Origin of the sequence: Poseidonibacter lekithochrous (assembly GCF_013283835.1) — a bacterium.
Taxonomy (GTDB): domain Bacteria; phylum Campylobacterota; class Campylobacteria; order Campylobacterales; family Arcobacteraceae; genus Poseidonibacter; species Poseidonibacter lekithochrous.
The window spans coordinates 2,981,615-2,999,414 of the sequence record NZ_CP054052.1; the positions used below are offsets into that span (position 1 = coordinate 2,981,615).

19 protein-coding genes are annotated in these 17,800 nt (G+C 30.4%); 3 read left to right on the top strand and 16 right to left on the bottom strand.

From position 1 onward, the window contains the following. Positions 1-8: 8 nt before the first annotated feature. From ALEK_RS14405 to rpsL, 16 genes are all read right to left on the bottom strand, one after another. The gene (locus ALEK_RS14405) at positions 9-488 is read right to left on the bottom strand and encodes an MOSC domain-containing protein (protein WP_071626885.1); all 480 of its coding nucleotides are present in this window, start codon (positions 486-488) and stop codon (positions 9-11) included. Beyond that, entirely contained in the window at positions 478-1,284 is an 807-nt protein-coding gene (locus tag ALEK_RS14410) for a thioredoxin family protein (RefSeq protein WP_071626884.1), read from the bottom strand. Before ALEK_RS14410 ends, ALEK_RS14405 begins: the two co-directional genes overlap by 11 nt. Before the next feature lie 97 nt (positions 1,285-1,381). Beyond that, entirely contained in the window at positions 1,382-3,145 is a 1,764-nt protein-coding gene (gene soxB / locus ALEK_RS14415; RefSeq protein WP_071626883.1) for a thiosulfohydrolase SoxB, read from the bottom strand. 29 nt (positions 3,146-3,174) lie between these two features. Then, positions 3,175-3,828, bottom strand: coding sequence for a rhodanese-like domain-containing protein (locus tag ALEK_RS14420; protein ID WP_071626882.1), 654 nt, complete (start codon positions 3,826-3,828; stop codon positions 3,175-3,177). 113 nt (positions 3,829-3,941) lie between these two features. Further along, positions 3,942-4,361 carry a hypothetical protein gene (locus ALEK_RS14425; protein WP_087148725.1) on the bottom strand — a complete coding sequence of 140 codons (420 nt, stop codon included), beginning with the start codon at positions 4,359-4,361 and terminating at the stop codon, positions 3,942-3,944. A gap of 13 nt (positions 4,362-4,374) precedes the next feature. Continuing rightward, positions 4,375-5,289, bottom strand: coding sequence for a sulfur oxidation c-type cytochrome SoxA (soxA, locus tag ALEK_RS14430; RefSeq protein ID WP_071626881.1), 915 nt, complete (start codon positions 5,287-5,289; stop codon positions 4,375-4,377). 42 nt (positions 5,290-5,331) lie between these two features. Then, positions 5,332-5,637, bottom strand: a complete 306-nt coding sequence (gene soxZ, locus ALEK_RS14435) for a thiosulfate oxidation carrier complex protein SoxZ (protein WP_071626880.1) — start codon at positions 5,635-5,637, stop codon at positions 5,332-5,334. Positions 5,638-5,704: 67 nt separating this feature from the next. Further along, the gene (gene soxY / locus ALEK_RS14440) at positions 5,705-6,154 is read right to left on the bottom strand and encodes a thiosulfate oxidation carrier protein SoxY (RefSeq protein ID WP_071626879.1); all 450 of its coding nucleotides are present in this window, start codon (positions 6,152-6,154) and stop codon (positions 5,705-5,707) included. A 17-nt stretch (positions 6,155-6,171) separates the two neighbouring features. Beyond that, positions 6,172-6,525 (bottom strand): sulfur oxidation c-type cytochrome SoxX, encoded by a 354-nt coding sequence (soxX, locus tag ALEK_RS14445; protein WP_083574645.1) that lies wholly within the window; start codon positions 6,523-6,525, stop codon positions 6,172-6,174. Positions 6,526-6,536: 11 nt separating this feature from the next. Next, positions 6,537-7,634, bottom strand: a complete 1,098-nt coding sequence (locus ALEK_RS14450; protein WP_071626878.1) for a c-type cytochrome — start codon at positions 7,632-7,634, stop codon at positions 6,537-6,539. Further along, positions 7,615-8,940 (bottom strand): sulfite dehydrogenase, encoded by a 1,326-nt coding sequence (gene soxC / locus ALEK_RS14455; RefSeq protein WP_071626877.1) that lies wholly within the window; start codon positions 8,938-8,940, stop codon positions 7,615-7,617. The genes ALEK_RS14450 and soxC overlap by 20 nt, the downstream gene beginning before the upstream one ends. Positions 8,941-9,393: 453 nt before the next feature. Further along, complete coding sequence (locus ALEK_RS14460) at positions 9,394-10,926, bottom strand: AAA family ATPase (protein WP_071626876.1); 1,533 nt, start codon at positions 10,924-10,926, stop codon at positions 9,394-9,396. A gap of 2 nt (positions 10,927-10,928) precedes the next feature. Then, positions 10,929-11,795, bottom strand: a complete 867-nt coding sequence (locus ALEK_RS14465; protein ID WP_071626875.1) for an NAD(+)/NADH kinase — start codon at positions 11,793-11,795, stop codon at positions 10,929-10,931. A 172-nt stretch (positions 11,796-11,967) separates the two neighbouring features. Then, positions 11,968-14,076, bottom strand: coding sequence for an elongation factor G (gene fusA / locus ALEK_RS14470; RefSeq protein ID WP_071626874.1), 2,109 nt, complete (start codon positions 14,074-14,076; stop codon positions 11,968-11,970). A gap of 113 nt (positions 14,077-14,189) precedes the next feature. Continuing rightward, positions 14,190-14,657: a 30S ribosomal protein S7 gene (gene rpsG, locus ALEK_RS14475; RefSeq protein WP_071626873.1), complete on the bottom strand. Its 468-nt coding sequence runs from the start codon at positions 14,655-14,657 to the stop codon at positions 14,190-14,192. A gap of 16 nt (positions 14,658-14,673) precedes the next feature. Beyond that, positions 14,674-15,048: a 30S ribosomal protein S12 gene (gene rpsL, locus ALEK_RS14480; protein WP_071626872.1), complete on the bottom strand. Its 375-nt coding sequence runs from the start codon at positions 15,046-15,048 to the stop codon at positions 14,674-14,676. 287 nt (positions 15,049-15,335) lie between these two features. Between rpsL and ALEK_RS14485 the strand changes: the two genes are divergently transcribed. The 3 genes from ALEK_RS14485 (at position 15,336) to ALEK_RS14495 (ending at position 17,798) form a co-directional block, all read left to right on the top strand. After that, positions 15,336-15,641, top strand: a complete 306-nt coding sequence (locus tag ALEK_RS14485) for an NIPSNAP family protein (protein WP_071626871.1) — start codon at positions 15,336-15,338, stop codon at positions 15,639-15,641. Positions 15,642-15,740: 99 nt separating this feature from the next. After that, positions 15,741-16,637 (top strand): LysR substrate-binding domain-containing protein, encoded by an 897-nt coding sequence (locus ALEK_RS14490; protein ID WP_071626870.1) that lies wholly within the window; start codon positions 15,741-15,743, stop codon positions 16,635-16,637. A 162-nt stretch (positions 16,638-16,799) separates the two neighbouring features. After that, positions 16,800-17,798 carry a D-cysteine desulfhydrase family protein gene (locus tag ALEK_RS14495; RefSeq protein ID WP_071626869.1) on the top strand — a complete coding sequence of 333 codons (999 nt, stop codon included), beginning with the start codon at positions 16,800-16,802 and terminating at the stop codon, positions 17,796-17,798. Positions 17,799-17,800: the final 2 nt, after the last annotated feature.

Sequence of the window (17,800 nt, forward strand, 5' to 3'; positions counted from 1 at the left end):
TATATCCTTTATGAAGCGTATTTTTTATTATCTTTCCATTCTTTTAGAATTTCTATTTCCATATCTTTTAGAATAGAACCACCTTCTATAATTTTACAATATAAACCTCTGCAATCTTTAACTAAAGTAGGTAAATCTTTTGAGAATACAGCTAAGTGATTACAAATAGTACATTTTTGTGTTATTTCTAAAACAACACTACCTATTTTGATAATTGAACCTATTTCATAATTATGTGGATTAATATCCAATAGTATATTTTCACCTAAACTTCCAAGTTCTAACTCTACCCCATTTTCTAATGCAATATCATAAGCAATTTTTCCAACAAGCATTACTGCTTTTTCATCATCTTTTCCAGCAAACTTATCAAACTCTATACCAAATCCATTAATAACATTTAGTTCACTAACTATTGGTCTTGGTAATCCACTTTGACCTTTTTTTGCACTAAATATTTCTATTGTTTTTCCTATATTACTTTTCATCGATATTCTCCTGTAAAATAGTTATAAAATCATCTTTTAACCAAGCTCCTGGGTATATATTCTCAAGTTCTTTATTCTTAGAGACAAAAAAGAAAGTAGGAGTCATTCCTTTGAAATGCTTTTTTAAATTAAAAGGTAAGTTTATTTCATCAACATCCACTTTTAAAAATATAAAATCTTTATTCATTCTTTTTTGAATCTCTTTTAAACTCAATACATCTCTTTCCATCTTCTTACAGAAATAACAACTCTTAGAGGTAGCATATACAATAAGTTTTTTATTAGATTTTTTAGCTTCATCTAAAATCTTATTTTCATCATAAAATTTATTTAATTCTGTGATCTTAGGTTTACTCTTAGATAATCTATTCTTTTTATATTCCATAAAAAAATGTGTTAGATTTAAAGTCTCATCATCTGCAATTTTAATAGCTTCTTTTTTTTCATAATACTTAATTATTATTGGATCACATATAGTATTAGAAATATCTGGTTCTTCTAAATAATCTTTTAGATACTCTTCAATTTCTATTTCTTGCATCTCTTTATCTTCTGGATCTCCAATTCTTTTTGGTCCATCAACAATTGCATAAGCCAACATATTTACAGTTGGTACTGTTAATTTGTATATTTTATTATCTTGTTCAAAGAAATTAATTTTTAAATTTTTTATTGAAATATATTTTCCATGACATGAAGAACATTTGTTTTCAAATATTTTCTTGCCTTCTAAATAAGATGCGTTTATATGTGTTAGAAATAATAAAAGAGTAAGTAATAATCCCTTTTTAAACATTTTAATCCTTTATTCTCAACTTAAGAATTCTTTTTTATTAAAAGAACTATTAAACTGAGAGAGAGAGTAATTAGATTACCCTCTTCTCATCTGAAATCTAAACGATTCCAGGGTTACCTTTTACTCCGATAATATCAGGAGAATCGATTTTTAAATTTTTAACATGTTTTACTGATTGTAAATAAGTTTCAACAGTTTCCCATACAGGTTCACCTGGCGATTGTGAGCCAACAGTTGACCACCCAGCTACTTTATAGTTTTTAGAAGCTTCTAATTTAGCACCATTTCTAGTTAACTGAATATCAGAAATTCTTTTACCCATTTGAGCAGTTGGATTAATTTTGTATGAAATACCACCTGTTCTTACCATATCTCCACCTTGTTGGTAGAATGGATCTTCATTGAATAAGTTATCAGCAACATCTTCTAAGATATCTTTGATTCCTTGTCCTGAGATTTCTCTCATATATGTTTCAGGATAAGTCATTGCTGTTTGAGTCATTAAATCATCAAAAGTAATATCTTGTCCAGGCATTACAGAAGTTCCCCATCTAAATCCAGGAGAAAGTGAAATTTCAGCATCTTTTACATCAACTAAAGCATCACAAATAATCTGATCCCAAGAACCATTAAAGTTACCTCTTCTGAATAAAGTTTCATCAGTTGTAGCAATTGGTCTCATTAAATCTTTAATATAAGGAGCTCTTACATCTTCGATATATTTTTTCATCTCTTTATCTTCAGGAATTAAATCTGAGAAGATTGGAAGAAGTGTAAATTTAAAGTCTTTGATTTTTCCATTTTGAATATCTAAATCAAGAACATTTAAGAACTTACCGTTTGATCCAGCATTACAAACATAAGTTGTACCACCAGCATTTTTAACAGGATAAGCTTCTGGAACACCATCATGAGTATGTCCACCCATAAAGAAGTCAATACCAGTAACAACCTCAGCCATTTTTTTATCTACATCGTAACCATTATGAGATAAAACAATAATTGCATCAGGTTTTTCTTCTTCTTTGATAGTATCAACTAACTCTTGCATCTCTTCTTCTTTAATTCCAAAAGTCCAATCTGGAATAAATCTTTGAGGATTTGCAATAGTAGTATAAGGGAAAGCTTGACCAATAACAGCAACTCTAGCATTACCCATTTTCTTAATTGTATATGGTTTAAATGCTAATCCTGAATCTTCATCAAAGGCTTCAGCACCTTCCATTAAAGCATCTTCTTTAACAAATACATTTTGTGCTAAGAATTCTGCATCAAGTTCTTTTACATTAGCTAGAATTTCTTCAGCTTTATATGTAAATTCCCAGTGACCAACAGCAATATCAACACCTAACTTATTCATAGCTCCAACCATATCTTTACCTCTAGTGTAAAGAGCAGTTGCACTTCCTTGCCAAGTATCTCCACCATCAAGAAGTAGAGTTTTATCTTTTCCAAAGTTATTTCTTAAGTAGTCAACTACAGTCTTAATTTGTGCGAATCCACCAACTCTTCCCATAGCTTTTGCGTGTTTTTCAAAGTTTACACAAGAATATGCATACTCTAATCTTTTATCACCTTTGATACCATAATAATCTAATAGTTTTTCACCAACAATATGTGGTGGCTTACCATAGTTACCGTGGAAACCTAAGTTTACACTTGGTTCTCTAAAATACACAGGCATTAACTGTGCATGAGAATCTGTCATGTGTAAAAATCTTGCATTACCAAAATTCTTTAATTTGTAGTAATCTTCTAATTTACCTGAATTAGTCATTCTTGTATGAGAATTAGCAAATACAGGAGCAGCACCAAGTACTGCCATCATGTATACAAATTCTCTTCTACTTAATTTACTCATTAGTTTATAACCTTTAAAATATTCTAAACTTAGTTAGCTTCACCAACAACAGTGAAACCTAAAGAAGTCCATGCTTGCATACCACCTCTGTAGTATTTAATTTTTGATGCAGGGTAACCCATATTTAATAAAGAGTATTTTGCATTTATTACCATAGCTGGAGTTTGTCCACACCAATAACCATTACAATAAGCAACAATTGTTTTGGCTTTAGAAAAATCTAGTGTTCCATCAGTTTTTTCAACAACACCTAAATCATCTTCCATTGCTTCAATAGCACCTTCTTTAGATTTAAATCCAGTAAAAGGAACATTTATAGCACCAGGAATTCTAAGTTTTGCATACCATCCTGGCTTTCGTGAATCAACAATTGCAATTGTTTCATCATTTTGAGCTTTTTTCATGTAATCAATAAATTCTAATTCCCCAACCGTATCAACATCGTTTCTTAATTTAATAGGTTGTGGTGCTCCTCTAAAAGTTGTCTCATATAAAGGAGATATTTTACTTGTATTTGATTGGTTTCTCATAAGAGTAAATTTCTCACCATTTAAATTCATATCAATAGATTTAACACCCTTAGAAATTGGAACAAATTTTGAAGAACCTTCATTTGCTAAACTTCCAGATGAACATAATGCTGTAATTGCAGAAGCAACTAATATTTTCTTTAATACTTTCATTTTCTCCCCTAATTTAATAATTTGACAATAATATTTATTATTTAAAATAAACAACTATGATAAAAAAAGCCAAGATGTGAATCTTGACTTTTATTTACAACATTTAAAAATGATTAGTATTTATACCCATCACCCGGAACTGCCAAGCTCCATGCTGTTTTTGCTTCTTCATTTTGTTGTAATGCTCTAATTGCGAAAGAACAAGCTCTCCATGCAGCATAATCAACAGTAACTGTTCCAGTTTTTTTCTTCTTTTTATTTAAGATATCAACTGTTTTTGAACCTGTTTTTAAAGCAGAATTAACTCCTGAAATATATTGAGAAGTTTTCATACCTAATCTCATAAACTCAAGACCTTGCTTCTTAGCCATTGCATTGTATTTATCAGCAGTAGCAATTACATTTTTAATTCCATTTGCTTTTACATCACAAGTTTTTTTAACATCAAGTTTTGACACTTCAGATGCATTAAGAAAACTAGATAATGAAAATGCTACAGTAGCCGCTAATGTTACTTTTAATATTTTTTTCATAATCATCCCCTATTTATTTTCTAATATCTGGACCGTCAATTTTCATACCATTTGACATATATGCCATAAAGTATAATAATTCTCTCATCTCTTTACTATCAGCTTTTGGTGGTACTTGACCTTCATCTTTAACACATCCAGCCATTCTTCTCTCTAATGTTCCTAAGCCGTCCCATTTAAGTCTATGAACTGGGAAGTGAGTAGTTTGACCAAGAAGTTGAGATAATTTTTCATTTCTAACTCTTTGACCAGCACCTTGAATATGACAAGTTGCACAAGAAAGTTTTAAATATCCTCTTTGAGAGTAGTAATATTTTTTACCATTTTCATATGCTTCTTGTGCATCTGCACTACCAATTTTAATTGCAATTTCTTTTTCAGCTTCCATTGATTCATAAGCGAAATAAGCTTGTAATGTAGCCATATTTCCTTTTTTCATCTTCCAAGCTTTTTCACCATTTGATGTAAGACATTCATTAATTGCAACCCCTAATGTTACAACCTCTTTATTCTTTTCATCAAAATATGGATAGTTTCCACCAATTGTTGGATCAGGGAAACAAGAAGCAAATGATTTACCATTTTTAAATGTTTTACCATATAAAGCTTCACCAGCTTCAATAGCGTCTTCATAAGGTGGCATCTCTTTAATTTCTTCATATTGTGCTTTACCATCAATATTAAAGGCATAATTACCTTTTGCGAAATCTTGGTGTTTTAAACCTTTAGCAATAGAATTTTTCAATTCATTATCCGTAGAATACGGGAAGAATGTATTTCTATTTTTTTCAGGATCTTCAAACTTTGCTTCAAAATATTTGATTAAAGCAATTCTATCTTTTTCAGCTTGAGCATTAAAATCAGCTGCATTTAAAGAGCATACAGTTAATGCAAGTAATGCAGTTGTCTTCGCGAATTTTAATAACATACATCTCTCCTTAGTTAAGTTATTTGTGTTCTGATAAATTAATTATTTAATTTTCTTAGAATCAGTTTGTGTATTACCTTTTAAATCAGTCCAAGTGAATTCAACTTTATCACCTTTTTCTGCACCCTTAAATTTGAATTTAACATAAGGATTTTTTGATAAGAATTGACTTGTTGATACTTCGTATACAATCTTTCCATTAACTTTTGCAACCATACTAGTGATGAAGTTAACTTCTTTTTTCGCTTTTTCTGCTTCTTGGTAACTTAACATTGCATGGTTAGCTAATGCTTTTACAGTTACAATACCTTTTTTTAATTTTGCTTTAATTCTAGTCTTTTTAGCCATTTTAATTCCTTTTTCTTATTCTTTTATATTTTGTTTATTAATTTATTTTAAAGTAGTTGGAATTAAATCAACCACCACATCCACCGATAGTTACTTTTACAAGTTTAGAAGCAGAATATAATTTTCCACCCTCTTCTACTACAGCAGTAACTGTACCAGTTTTTGCCATTTTGATTCTTACAGAGTAATCAATAATTCCACCTGCAGGAACTGTAAATACAGCAACTGTAGCTTCTGGATTTGCATCTTGGAAAATTGCCACTTTTGAACCAGCTAATTTAGAAGATACAGTTAAAGGAATAACCGCACCATTTTCAGCAATATCTGGAGCTTTTAATTTTACTTTTCCGTTTGTAGTAGATGTAGTTCCGAAAATTTCTTTCATTCCTTCATCAACTTTTGTTGCAGTCCATGCTTTTGGTTTAGTTTCTCTAAAGTTAACAGCACTTAATGTAGATGGAGCCATTGATACAGCTAATGCACCTAGACCTAGTCCTAAAAAATTTCTTCTATTCATTTTTCTCTTCCTTTTAATTATTTAATTGTCTTTAAATATGCAACTAGTGCTTTAATTTCACCATCACTTAACCAACCATTTTTTCCAAATGCAGGCATTGCTGAGATTGGATTAGTTGTATATGGGTCATAAATTTTTTGATATAAAGCTTCATCTGGCCAATATTGTAAAGCTTGAAGTTTTGGTCCTAAACTACCAGGTCCATTTACTTCTTTACCTTCAATTGCATGACAAGCTAGACAGTTACCAAGTTTTTTAGTCATAAAGATTTTTTCACCTTTTTTAACTAAAGACATATCACTTGCTAGTGCACCAGTAAACGCGAAACTACTAATAGCACCAGCTATTAGTAAATTCTTAATTAATTTCATTGCTTCCCCTTTTATTTACTAGAGTTGATCATATAATCAACAATTTCTTTAAATTGTGCATCTGATAAATCCATATTACCACCCTTCGGTGGCATTGCATTAATCCCATTAATACCATTAGCGTATACAGTATCAATACCTTTTGAAACTACTTCAGCCCATGTCTCTTTATCTCCAACAACTGGCGCACCAATTGCTGCATTAGAATGACAAGCACTACAAGATGCTTCATAAGAACCTGCTGCTACAGAAGTAGAAGCCTCAGAGTTATTATCTTTTGGCCAAGATTTCTCAGTAGAAATTGCCGGATCAAAACCACCTAATTCAGATTTAATCGAAACAGCTTTTGGCTGATTACAGTTTACCATACATCGTTCACCTTGTGCCAAAGGTTTTCTCATCTCTTTTAAATCTTTTCTATCTGGATGAACTGGATAGAATCCATCTTCATTGTTCATCTTAACATCCATAAAGTTATGTTTGCCAAGTACGAACTCATCTTCCATTTCTTCACCAGCTACTTGAATACCATTTACTGATAATAAATAAGCAGTGATTGCATAAACTTCATCATCACTTAGACTTTTAGGATTAGGGAATGGCATTGCTGTTTTGATATACCAAAATAGTGTACTAGCATATGGCCAATATGAACCAATAGTTTTTCTAGGACCTTCAGTACCTTCTAAACCTAATTGATTTTTAAGAGTTCCATGACCACCTTCTAATGGTGGATAACCTTTTCCACCAGTACCAAAGTCACCATGACACATAGAACATTGTTCGTGATATAATTCATCACCCATTTCAACAGAACCTTTACCTTCTGGTAAACCAGACCCATCAGGCATTACATCTGTATCCCAAGCTTTTACTTCTTTTGTCGTTGGAGTACGACCATATGAACTAAAACCTTTTGTTTCTTGTTTACTAACGGCATATGCATCATATTTACCATTTGTTATAGGATAAATAACTGCACCGTCAATATTCTTTTTTAATTCTGATTCACTTCCTGAAGGAGTACTTGCTGCTAGACATCCAGTTAATAAAACTGAAGTTACAACACTTGCACCTATAAATAATTTTTTAGCTTCTAACATGAACATTATTTACAACTCCTTTAGATGTTACTTCCCATCCAACGATTGGGTTTCTATGATAAATACCTTCAACACCAACAGTATCAACTAATTTATCAATTGAAGGTTGAATATGTCCACTATCATCAATAGCTCGACTTAGTAAAACTTTTTTCTTTCCATCCCATCTAGTAATGAAAGAGAATCTAGTCCAAGATTTTGGAAGTACTAAACCTTTAAGTTCAGCTTGAACCCAGTTATTACCACCATCAAGTGAAATATCAACAGTTTTAATTTTTCCTCTTCCAGACCAAGCAATACCAGAAATTTCAACCATATCACCTTTTTTAAGATCAGTCCATGGAAGCTCAGGACAGGGAGAAGTAATAATAGAGTTAACTTCCATTGGCCAGAAGAAATTAATAGCTTTTCCATTTGGTTGTAACATAGTATATTTAGAAGTTTCTTCTTTTGCATGCCATGGTTTATCAGAAAATTCTAATCTTTTTAACCATTTAACATTTAAATTACCTTCCCAACCTGGAACTAATAATCTAACTGGATATCCTTGCTCAGGTCTTAATGGTTCCCCATTTTGTCCCCATACAAGCATTGCATCATCAAGAACTTTTTCAATTGGAATAGTTCTTCCCATTTCAGAGTTATCACTTCCTTCTGCTAACATCCATTGAGCTTCAGGTTTAATACCTAAATCTTCAAGAAGAACACTTAATTTAACACCTGTCCATTCAGCAGAACTCATCATTCCTTTTACAAATTGAAGGTTGTTAAATTGTGGTCCTCTCCATCCAGTTGAACCATTTGCAGGACATTCAATAAAATGGATTCGACTTTCAGATGGATATCTTTTTAATTGTTCTAAAGTTAAAACAATTGGTTTTTCAACTAAACCATGAATCATTAATCTAAATTTATTTGGATCAATATGTGCAGTACCACCATGGTTTCTAGTAAAGAATAAACCATTTGGAGTAATGATTCCTTCTTGTTGATGTAGTGGTGACATTGAAACAGTAGCATATCTATCACCAGAAGATAAAAGATCATTTACTCTTCTAACGTTATTATGCTCATAAGGTGAAGGTACACCATAAGGATATTTATCTACCTTATCCCCTAATTTTGTTCCCCATTCAACATGATGAGTAATATTCTCATCATCAGCTTTTGCTTTAATAGGTGCTACAGAACTAGCAGCTGCTACAGCTCCGGCGGAATAGATTGCAGTCTTCTTGAAAAAATTTCTTCTACTTAGTTTTGGCTCTGAAGTAGTTGATAATTCTTTTTCTTGAATCTCGCTAACTTTTGTCATTTCCCCTCCTTATTATATTAGTATTGTAAAAAATACCTTGTAAAACAGATTAATTATAGTTTTAATATCTTAATAAAAACTAAATGGTGAAGTATTAATTTTTCTTATTATAAGAGGTGGAAATTTTATTATAAATTTTATGTATATATATTATAAAGACTACTTATTATATTTGAGTAAATAGCACGAAGGTAGCAAAAAATTGGGTTGATTTTGATAATGAGAAGTAAAAGTTATATTAAAGATAATTAAATTTAATCTTACGTTAAAATTAACTTTTTTTTGTTTTTTTGAATTTTCTTATTTATTTTGTATATTATAGTAACATTTTAGGATTTATTTTTTGACTTATATCAAGAAATAAATATAAATTAGATTAAATATTAAAAAATATTATTTTATTTATTCCTAAATTAATCTAGTATAAAAAGGAAATAAATAAGTTTTTAGTACTTATTTATTTAATAAATCTTTAGCAAAATCAACAGCTTGATCTGTTATTTTTTCACCTGAGATCATACGTGCTATTTCTGATATTCGTTGCTTATCAGTCAATAATTTTACAGAAGATATACCAGCATGTTTATCAACTAAAAAGTGCTGTTCTGAAGTAGATGTTAGTTGTGGTTGATGAGATATTGCAAATATTTGATAGGATTTTGATAGCTTTGTTAAAACCTTAGAAATTGCATCACTCTCTTTTCCACTTAAGTTAGCATCAATTTCATCTAAGAATAAAACACCATTATCTACAATGTCAAATTCGCTCATAGAAGTAAGTAGTGCTAGCCTAAGCCTATTAAATTCTCCAGATGATATAGTATCAAGGTTTACACCATTTAATTCAAAATTAATAAAGTCAATACCATTAGAATCTAATTCTTTATTGTTAATGATAATCTTTGCATTTGATAAATATAAAAACTTTAAATAATAGTTTATTTTTTTCTCTAAAATAGCTGCTGATTCTAATCTAAAAGACGAAATCTTTTGTGCTAATAAAATCACTTCTTCACTATATTTTGAAACTTTCTTTTCTAGTTGGTGTTTCTCAAATGAGATATTTTCATAAGATTCTAACTCTTTTTTCTTAGTTTCTTTATATTCAATAGCTTCAGCAATTGAACCAAATCTTTTTTGTAAAGATGATAGTTTTTCTATTCTGTCTAAAACTTCTTCGATATTAACATCTTCTAATTCATATAAAGAATCACTAAACTTTTCAAAGATATTGTTTAACTCATTAATAGCCTCATCAAAAAAAGATGAATCTTCTTCCATTAATTCTAATGCAGTTGAAACTTGTGAATTAAAATTTAATACTCCATTAGCATTTTTAATTGCATCTTCAATTTTATCTTTTTTAGCAAGTTTTCTTTTTATTAGATTTAACTCTTCATACTCTTCTATTTGAGGATTAATAGCTTCAATTTTGTCAATCTCAAATTTAGCAAACTCTTTTAAATCTTCAAGTTTTGATTCGTCTTCCAATATCTTTTTTAAAGCTTTTCTAGATTTAGCTAAATCTTCATATTTAGAATCAAACTCTTCTTTTAAAGATGAGAATTTCTTATCTCTTTTCAAAGCTAGACTATCAAGAAATTTAATTAGTTTTGTACTTTGGAAATCAGATGTATCTTTTAGATTTAGATGTTTGATTAGAGTTGAAGAAAAAGAGTTTAGATTCTTTTTTGAAATACTCTGATTATTTAGAAAAAATCTCACTTTTTCTTTTTTTATTGTTTTGATAATAATTTCATCATCAATTTCAATATCATAAGCTTCATCTTTAATTTTCGAATCAATAAGTGATACTTCTCCTAATGATGATTTAACATCAGAGAGTGAAAAAAGAGATAAAATAGCTTGCATTAATATGGATTTACCAGCTCCACTTGGTCCTGTGAAAACATTAAGTCCTTCTTTAAACTCTAAATCTACTTCCTTGAAAGAAAGACAATCTTTTAAATAAATCCTATTAATCATTTTTAATTACCCCATCTTAACTTTTCGTTTAGTACATCAAAATAGTTTCTCTCTATTCTATGAATCATTTTTGCTTTTTTACTTGCAATTCTAATTTTAATTGATTCATTTTGTTCAACTTCATAAATGTCTTGTCCATCTACAATAACAACCGCACCTTGATTATCTGAAATTGTAAATTCTATTTCAAAATCAGCAGGCATTACTAAAGGTCTTTGTGTTAATGAGTGTGGAGCAACAGGTGTAATAATAAAAGCTTCAGTTAAAGGATAAACTAAAGGTCCACCTACAGATAAATTATAAGCAGTAGATCCACTAGGAGTTGAAACTATAACCCCATCTCCATAATATGAATTAAAAGGTTTTCCATCTATTTTTGCATCTATTGAAATCATAGATGAGATTGATTTTCTTGAAATAACAATATCATTAAAAGCTACAAAACTATTAAGGTTTAGTGCCCCTTCAACCATCATTCTATTATCAATTCTATAAACCCCAGATTTAAAATCACTAAGGAATTTTTCTAATTCATCCATATTAATATCAGTCAAGAAACCTAAAGTTCCAAGATTAATTCCTAATACTGGTTTCTCATAATTAAAAGATTTTCTTACTACTGATAATAATGTTCCATCACCACCCACAGATACTAAAAAATCAACTTCATTACAAAGCTTATTTAAAGAAATACCTTTCTCTTTTATCATAGTGGCAGAATTACTTTCTAAAATAACATCAATCCCAACACTATAAAACATATCTTTAATTTTAAAATATGATTCTTTTAATTCTGGGCTTGAAGGCTTTAATATAATTCCTGCTTTTGTAGGATTGTTTAATAATTCAGTTTTTTCGTTTATTCTCAAACTGTTATTCCCTTATTTAATATTGGCAGATTTTAACATAATTATATTATGAAGAGGTTTATAATTACAATTTGTAATATTTTTTCTATTAAAAGGGTTTTTTGAAGTAAAAAAAAGCCCCAACATAAGTCGGGGCTTTTTATAAGTAATAGTTAGAAACTAAATTTAGTTATTAACCATTTCTCTTTTTAATGATTTCGTCAGAAACATTCTTAGGAACGTCCATGTAGTTATCGAAAATCATAGAGTAAGTTGCTCTACCTTGAGACATAGATCTTAAGTCTGTAGAGTAACCGAACATTTCAGCTAATGGAATCATTGCTACAACTAGTTTAACACCAGCTCTATCATCCATAGATTGAACTTGTCCTCTTCTTTTGTTAACGTCACCGATAACATCTCCCATATAATCTTCAGGAGTTTCAATTTCAACTTTCATAATTGGTTCAAGAATTACAGGTTGAGCAGCAGCACTTCTACAACCTTGTTTGAATCCCATAGAAGCAGCAAGTTTGAATGCCATTTCAGATGAATCAACATCATGGTAAGAACCATCATATAAATCAACTGCAATGTTAACTAATGGGTAACCAGCAAGGATACCACCAGCCATAGCTTCTTGACAACCTTTATCAACAGCAGGAACATATTCTTTTGGAACAGATCCACCCTTAATAGATGTTGTAAATAAGTAATTATCTTCAGAATCAGCAGGTAATGGAGTAATTGTTAAGTATACGTGACCGTATTGACCTTTACCACCAGATTGCTTAGCGTATTTGTACTCTTGTTTAACTGCATTTTTGATAGTTTCTCTATATGCAACTTGAGGAGCACCAACTTCAGCTTCTACTGAGAATTCTCTTTTCATTCTATCAACAAGAATTTCAAGGTGTAATTCACCCATTCCTGAAATAATAGTTTGACCAGATTCTTCGTCTGTAGCAACTCTGAATGATGGATCTTCTTGAGCTAATTTTCCTAAAGCAATACCCATTTTTTCTTGGTCAGCTTTAGTTTTTGGCTCAACTGCAACAGAAATAACTGGTTCTGGGAAATCCATTCTCTCTAAGATTACTGGATCTGTATCAGAAGCTAAAGTATCACCAGTGATTGTAGATTTTAAACCAACAACTGCACCGATTTCTCCAGCATATAATTCAGTAACTTCTTCTCTTTTGATAGCATGCATCTTAAGAAGTCTTCCGATTCTTTCTTTTTTCATCTTAGTAGAGTTCATTACGTAAGTACCAGACTTAAGAACACCTCTATAGATTCTTGTGAAAGTTAATTGTCCAACAAATGGATCTGTCATAATCTTGAATGCAAGACCTGCAACTTCACCGCTATCAGTAGATTCAACAACAACAGGTTCACCATCTTGAGTTTCACCTTTGATGTCTTCAACTTCTAATGGAGAAGGCATATACATAGCAACAGCGTCAAGTAAAGTTTGAACACCTTTGTTTTTGAATGCAGTACCACAAGTCATTGGAGTAATTTCCATTGCTAAACAACCCTTTTTAAGAGCTCCAACAATTTCTTCATTAGTTAATTCTTCACCTTCAAGGTATTTTTCCATTAACTCTTCATCTTGCTCAGCAGCAGATTCAACCATTTTTTCTCTATATTCGTCAGCTAAATCTTGTAATTCAGCAGGAATATCTTCAACATGGTAGTTAGAACCCATTGCAGCATCTTGATCCCAAACGATTGCTTTCATCTCAACTAAATCAACAACACCTTGGAAGTTTTCTTCAGCTCCGATAGGAATTTGAATTGGAACAGGATTAGCTTTTAATCTTGTAGATACTTGCTCTTCAACGTTGAAGAAATCAGCACCAGTTCTATCCATTTTATTAACGAAAATCATTCTTGGTACTCTATATTTGTTTGCTTGTCTCCAAACAGTTTCAGATTGAGGTTGAACTCCACCAACTGAACAGAATACAGCAACAGCACCATCAAGAACTCTCATAGATCTCTCAACTTCAATAGTGAAGTCAACGTGACCTGGAGTATCAATAATGTTAATCATTAATTCTTCATTAGTTTTAGGGTGAGTCCAGTTACAAGTTGTAGCTGCAGAAGTAATTGTAATACCTCTTTCTTGCTCTTGTTCCATCCAGTCCATAGTAGCAGCACCATCATGAACCTCACCGATTTTATGCTCAACACCTGTGTAGAATAAAATTCTTTCAGTAGTTGTAGTTTTACCTGCATCAATATGAGCCGCAATACCGATATTTCTAAGTCTATTAAGAGGAGTTTTTCTTGCCATCTTAAGTTTTCCTTTTAGTTTTATATATTGTCGTGATTATATCTTAAAAACGATAAAAAAAAAGGGTGTGAAACACCCTTTTAATTGTATGTATGTAATTAATTACAGTACGATTACCATCTGTAGTGAGCGAATGCTTTGTTGGCTTCAGCCATTTTATGCATATCTTCTTTTTTCTTGAAAGATGATCCTCTTTCATTTGCAGATTCGAATAACTCATTAGCTAATCTCTCAACCATAGTTCTTTCGTTTCTTTTTCTAGCTGCGTCAACTAACCATCTTAATGCTAAAGTTTGTCTTCTTACAGGTCTAACTTCAACTGGTACTTGGTAAGTAGCTCCACCAACTCTTCTAGATTTAACTTCTAAAAGTGGTTTGATGTTCTCAATAGCTTTTTCGAATAATTCGATTCCAGCTTCTTCACCTCTTGCATCTAAGTTTGCAATTGCACCATACATGATTTTTTGTGCAGTAGATTTTCTACCGTCTAACATTACTGTGTTAATAAATTTAGTGATCACTTTACTATTGTAGATAGGATCAGCCATAATTTCTCTAACTGGAGCTTTTCTTCTTCTCATTTTATTATCCTTCTACTTATTTCTTTGGTTTCTTAGTACCGTACTTAGATCTTGCAACAGTTCTGTTTGCAACACCAGCAGTATCTAAGGCACCTCTTACAACGTGATACTTAACACCAGGTAAATCTTTAACTCTACCCCCTCTTACTAGAACAATCGAGTGCTCTTGAAGGTTATGACCTTCTCCACCAATGTATGAAATTACTTCAAAACCAGTAGTTAATCTAACTTTTGCAACTTTTCTTAAAGCCGAGTTAGGTTTCTTTGGTGTAGTAGTATATACTCTTGTACATACTCCTCTTCTTTGTGGACATTTCTCTAAAGCTGGTGATTTTGATTTCTTAATCACTCTTTTTCGCTCTTTTCTTACAAGCTGATTGATTGTAGGCATTTCTTTCCTTTATTAAAATTGGTTGAACAGATAAGCTCTGTTCAAGCTTCTCGCTTACTCCCTACTTTTGTTGGGACGATACTCAATCCTAGGAAACTGTTGAGTTTACTAAAAAAGTTGCGAATTATACTGAAAGTAACCTTAATTAGAGTTTAGGTTAGTTTTGTTTAGGGTTTATGCGAAGGGATAAAGAAATACATAATTTTATAAATAACAATTATTAGCATTCTTTTAATATAAAAAATGAATAAAAAACAATAGAATATATTTTTATATAAAGGAAAGAAATGATTACATGTTATTTAAACTACAAAATTGACCCAAAGAAAATTAAGGAATTTGAACATTATGCAAAACTATGGATTCCATTAGTTAATAAATTCGGTGGAACTCATCATGGATATTTTATGCCAAGTGAAGGTGCTAATAATATTGCTTTAGCTCTTTTTACATTTCCATCTTTAGCAGAATATGAGAACTATAGAAATGATTCATTTAATGACAATGAGTGTATAGATGCATTTAAGTATGCAGAAGAGACTGATTGTATTATTTCTTATGAAAGAAGTTTTTTTAGACCAGTATTTAATTAAAACGTAAACTTTAGTAAGTTAGTAAGACTTTGGCAATATTTATTTTTTTATTAACTATTAATGTTAACATATCAGAAGTAAATAGATAAAAGGATTTATATGACAATCAGAGAAATGGATATATTTGTTAGTGTTGCTGAATCAACTAATCTAACAGAAGTATCAGTTAATATGAAATTGACACAACCTAGTATCTCTATAACTATTAAAACTATTGAAAAAGAATTTAATGAAAAAATGTTTGATAGAATTGGGAAAAAACTAGTAATAAATGAAAGAGGACGAATACTATATGAAGAAATTCTTCCAATACTAAGTAGTCTAAAAGAATTTCAAAACAAATTCTCAAAGCATAAACTCCTTGGAAATATAAAAGTTGCAGCAACAAATACAATTGGAGTATATGTATTACCTTTTATCCTTTATGATTATAATAAAACTTATAATGATGTTAAAATCACCCACTTTTATAAAGACTATAACTCAATTATCTCTTTAATTAATATGGGGCAAATAGATGTAGGGTTTGTAGAAAGTGAAATAAAAGATAAAAATATTATTAAAGAACTATTATATAAAGATGAACTAATAGTTGTTAGTTCAGATAAAGAACTTACAAAAAAAAGTTTTTATATTGATCAACTATTTAATAAAGAATGGATAATTAGAGAAGAAAGCTCAGGAGTAATGAAAGTATTTTTTGATTACTTAGGTGAGTTAAAAAGTCAACTTAATATTACTTTAGCATTAGAACATGCTTTGGCTATAAAACAAATACTAAAACAACATAAAGACACTATTTCTATTTTACCTGCTAAAAGTGTAGAAGATGAACTTAAAAATAATCTACTTTATAAAATTGATATTATCAATATGAAATTTGAAAGAAATTGTTATATGGTTTATCATAAGAATAAATTTAAAAATGCGGTATTTGAATCTTTCAGAAAATATATCTTAGAAAATATAAATCAACCCTCAATAACTAACTTATAATACCCCCTACTCTTAGACTTTAATAAAATTAATTTATCTTTCGTTATTTAAATGATAAATTTTTTTTATCTAAAACATAAAATTTATTTATTTTTTATAAATATCATTTTCAGTTAAACTTCAAACACAGCAAAAATATAACACATTATACTAGGAGAGAAAATGGATTTAAATAGATTTAAAAAAAGAGGATATGTAAAAAGACCAACATATATAGAACCACTTAAAAACTTAACGAAGGTTATGGATAAAAATATTTCTCTTTATGTTAAAAGAGATGACATGTTAGAAAGTGGCGGAAATAAAACTAGAAAACTAGATTATTTAATTGCAGATGCCATAGAAAAAGGTTGCGATACACTTATTACTTGTGGTGCCGTGCAATCAAATCATTGTAGAATTACACTAGCTTGGGCAAATCTTGAGAAATTAGATTGTCACTTGCTTATTGAAGAGAGAGTTAAAGGCTCATATAGTGAAAATGCAAGTGGAAATAACTTCTTATTCCACCTAATGGGTGCGAAGTCTATTCAAATGCATCCAGGAAAAAGCGACATGATGGCTTTAATGGAAAAGAAAGCTGAAGAACTAAAAAAACAAGGTAAAAAACCTTATATAGTTCCAGGTGGCGGTTCAAATGGAATTGGTGCATTAGGTTATTCATCTTGTGCTCTTGAAATAATGGAACAATTATCAAAAGAGTCTTTAGATATTGATACAATTGTAGTGCCGTCAGGAAGTTCTGGAACACATGCGGGAATGGCAGTTGCATTAAAAGCATTAAATAGTAAAATAAAATTAGTAGGTATTAATGTTTCAAGACCTACGGACATACAAAAAGATGTAGTGTTTAAAGTAGCTCAAGAACATATTGAGGTACTTGGACTTGATAAAGATATATTAAAAAAAGATGATTTAATTTGCCTAGATAATTATGTTGGAGAAGGTTATTCTTTAAAGACTGATGGTATGAAAAATGCAGTTGAACTATTTGCAAGAGAAGAGAGTATTTTACTTGATCCTGTATATACAGGAAAAGTAGCAGATGGATTTTTAGATTTAGTCAAAAATGACTACTTTAAAGATGGTTCAAATGTATTATTTTTACATACTGGTGGGTCTATAGCTTTATTTGAATATTTAAAATATTTTAAGGATTAGAA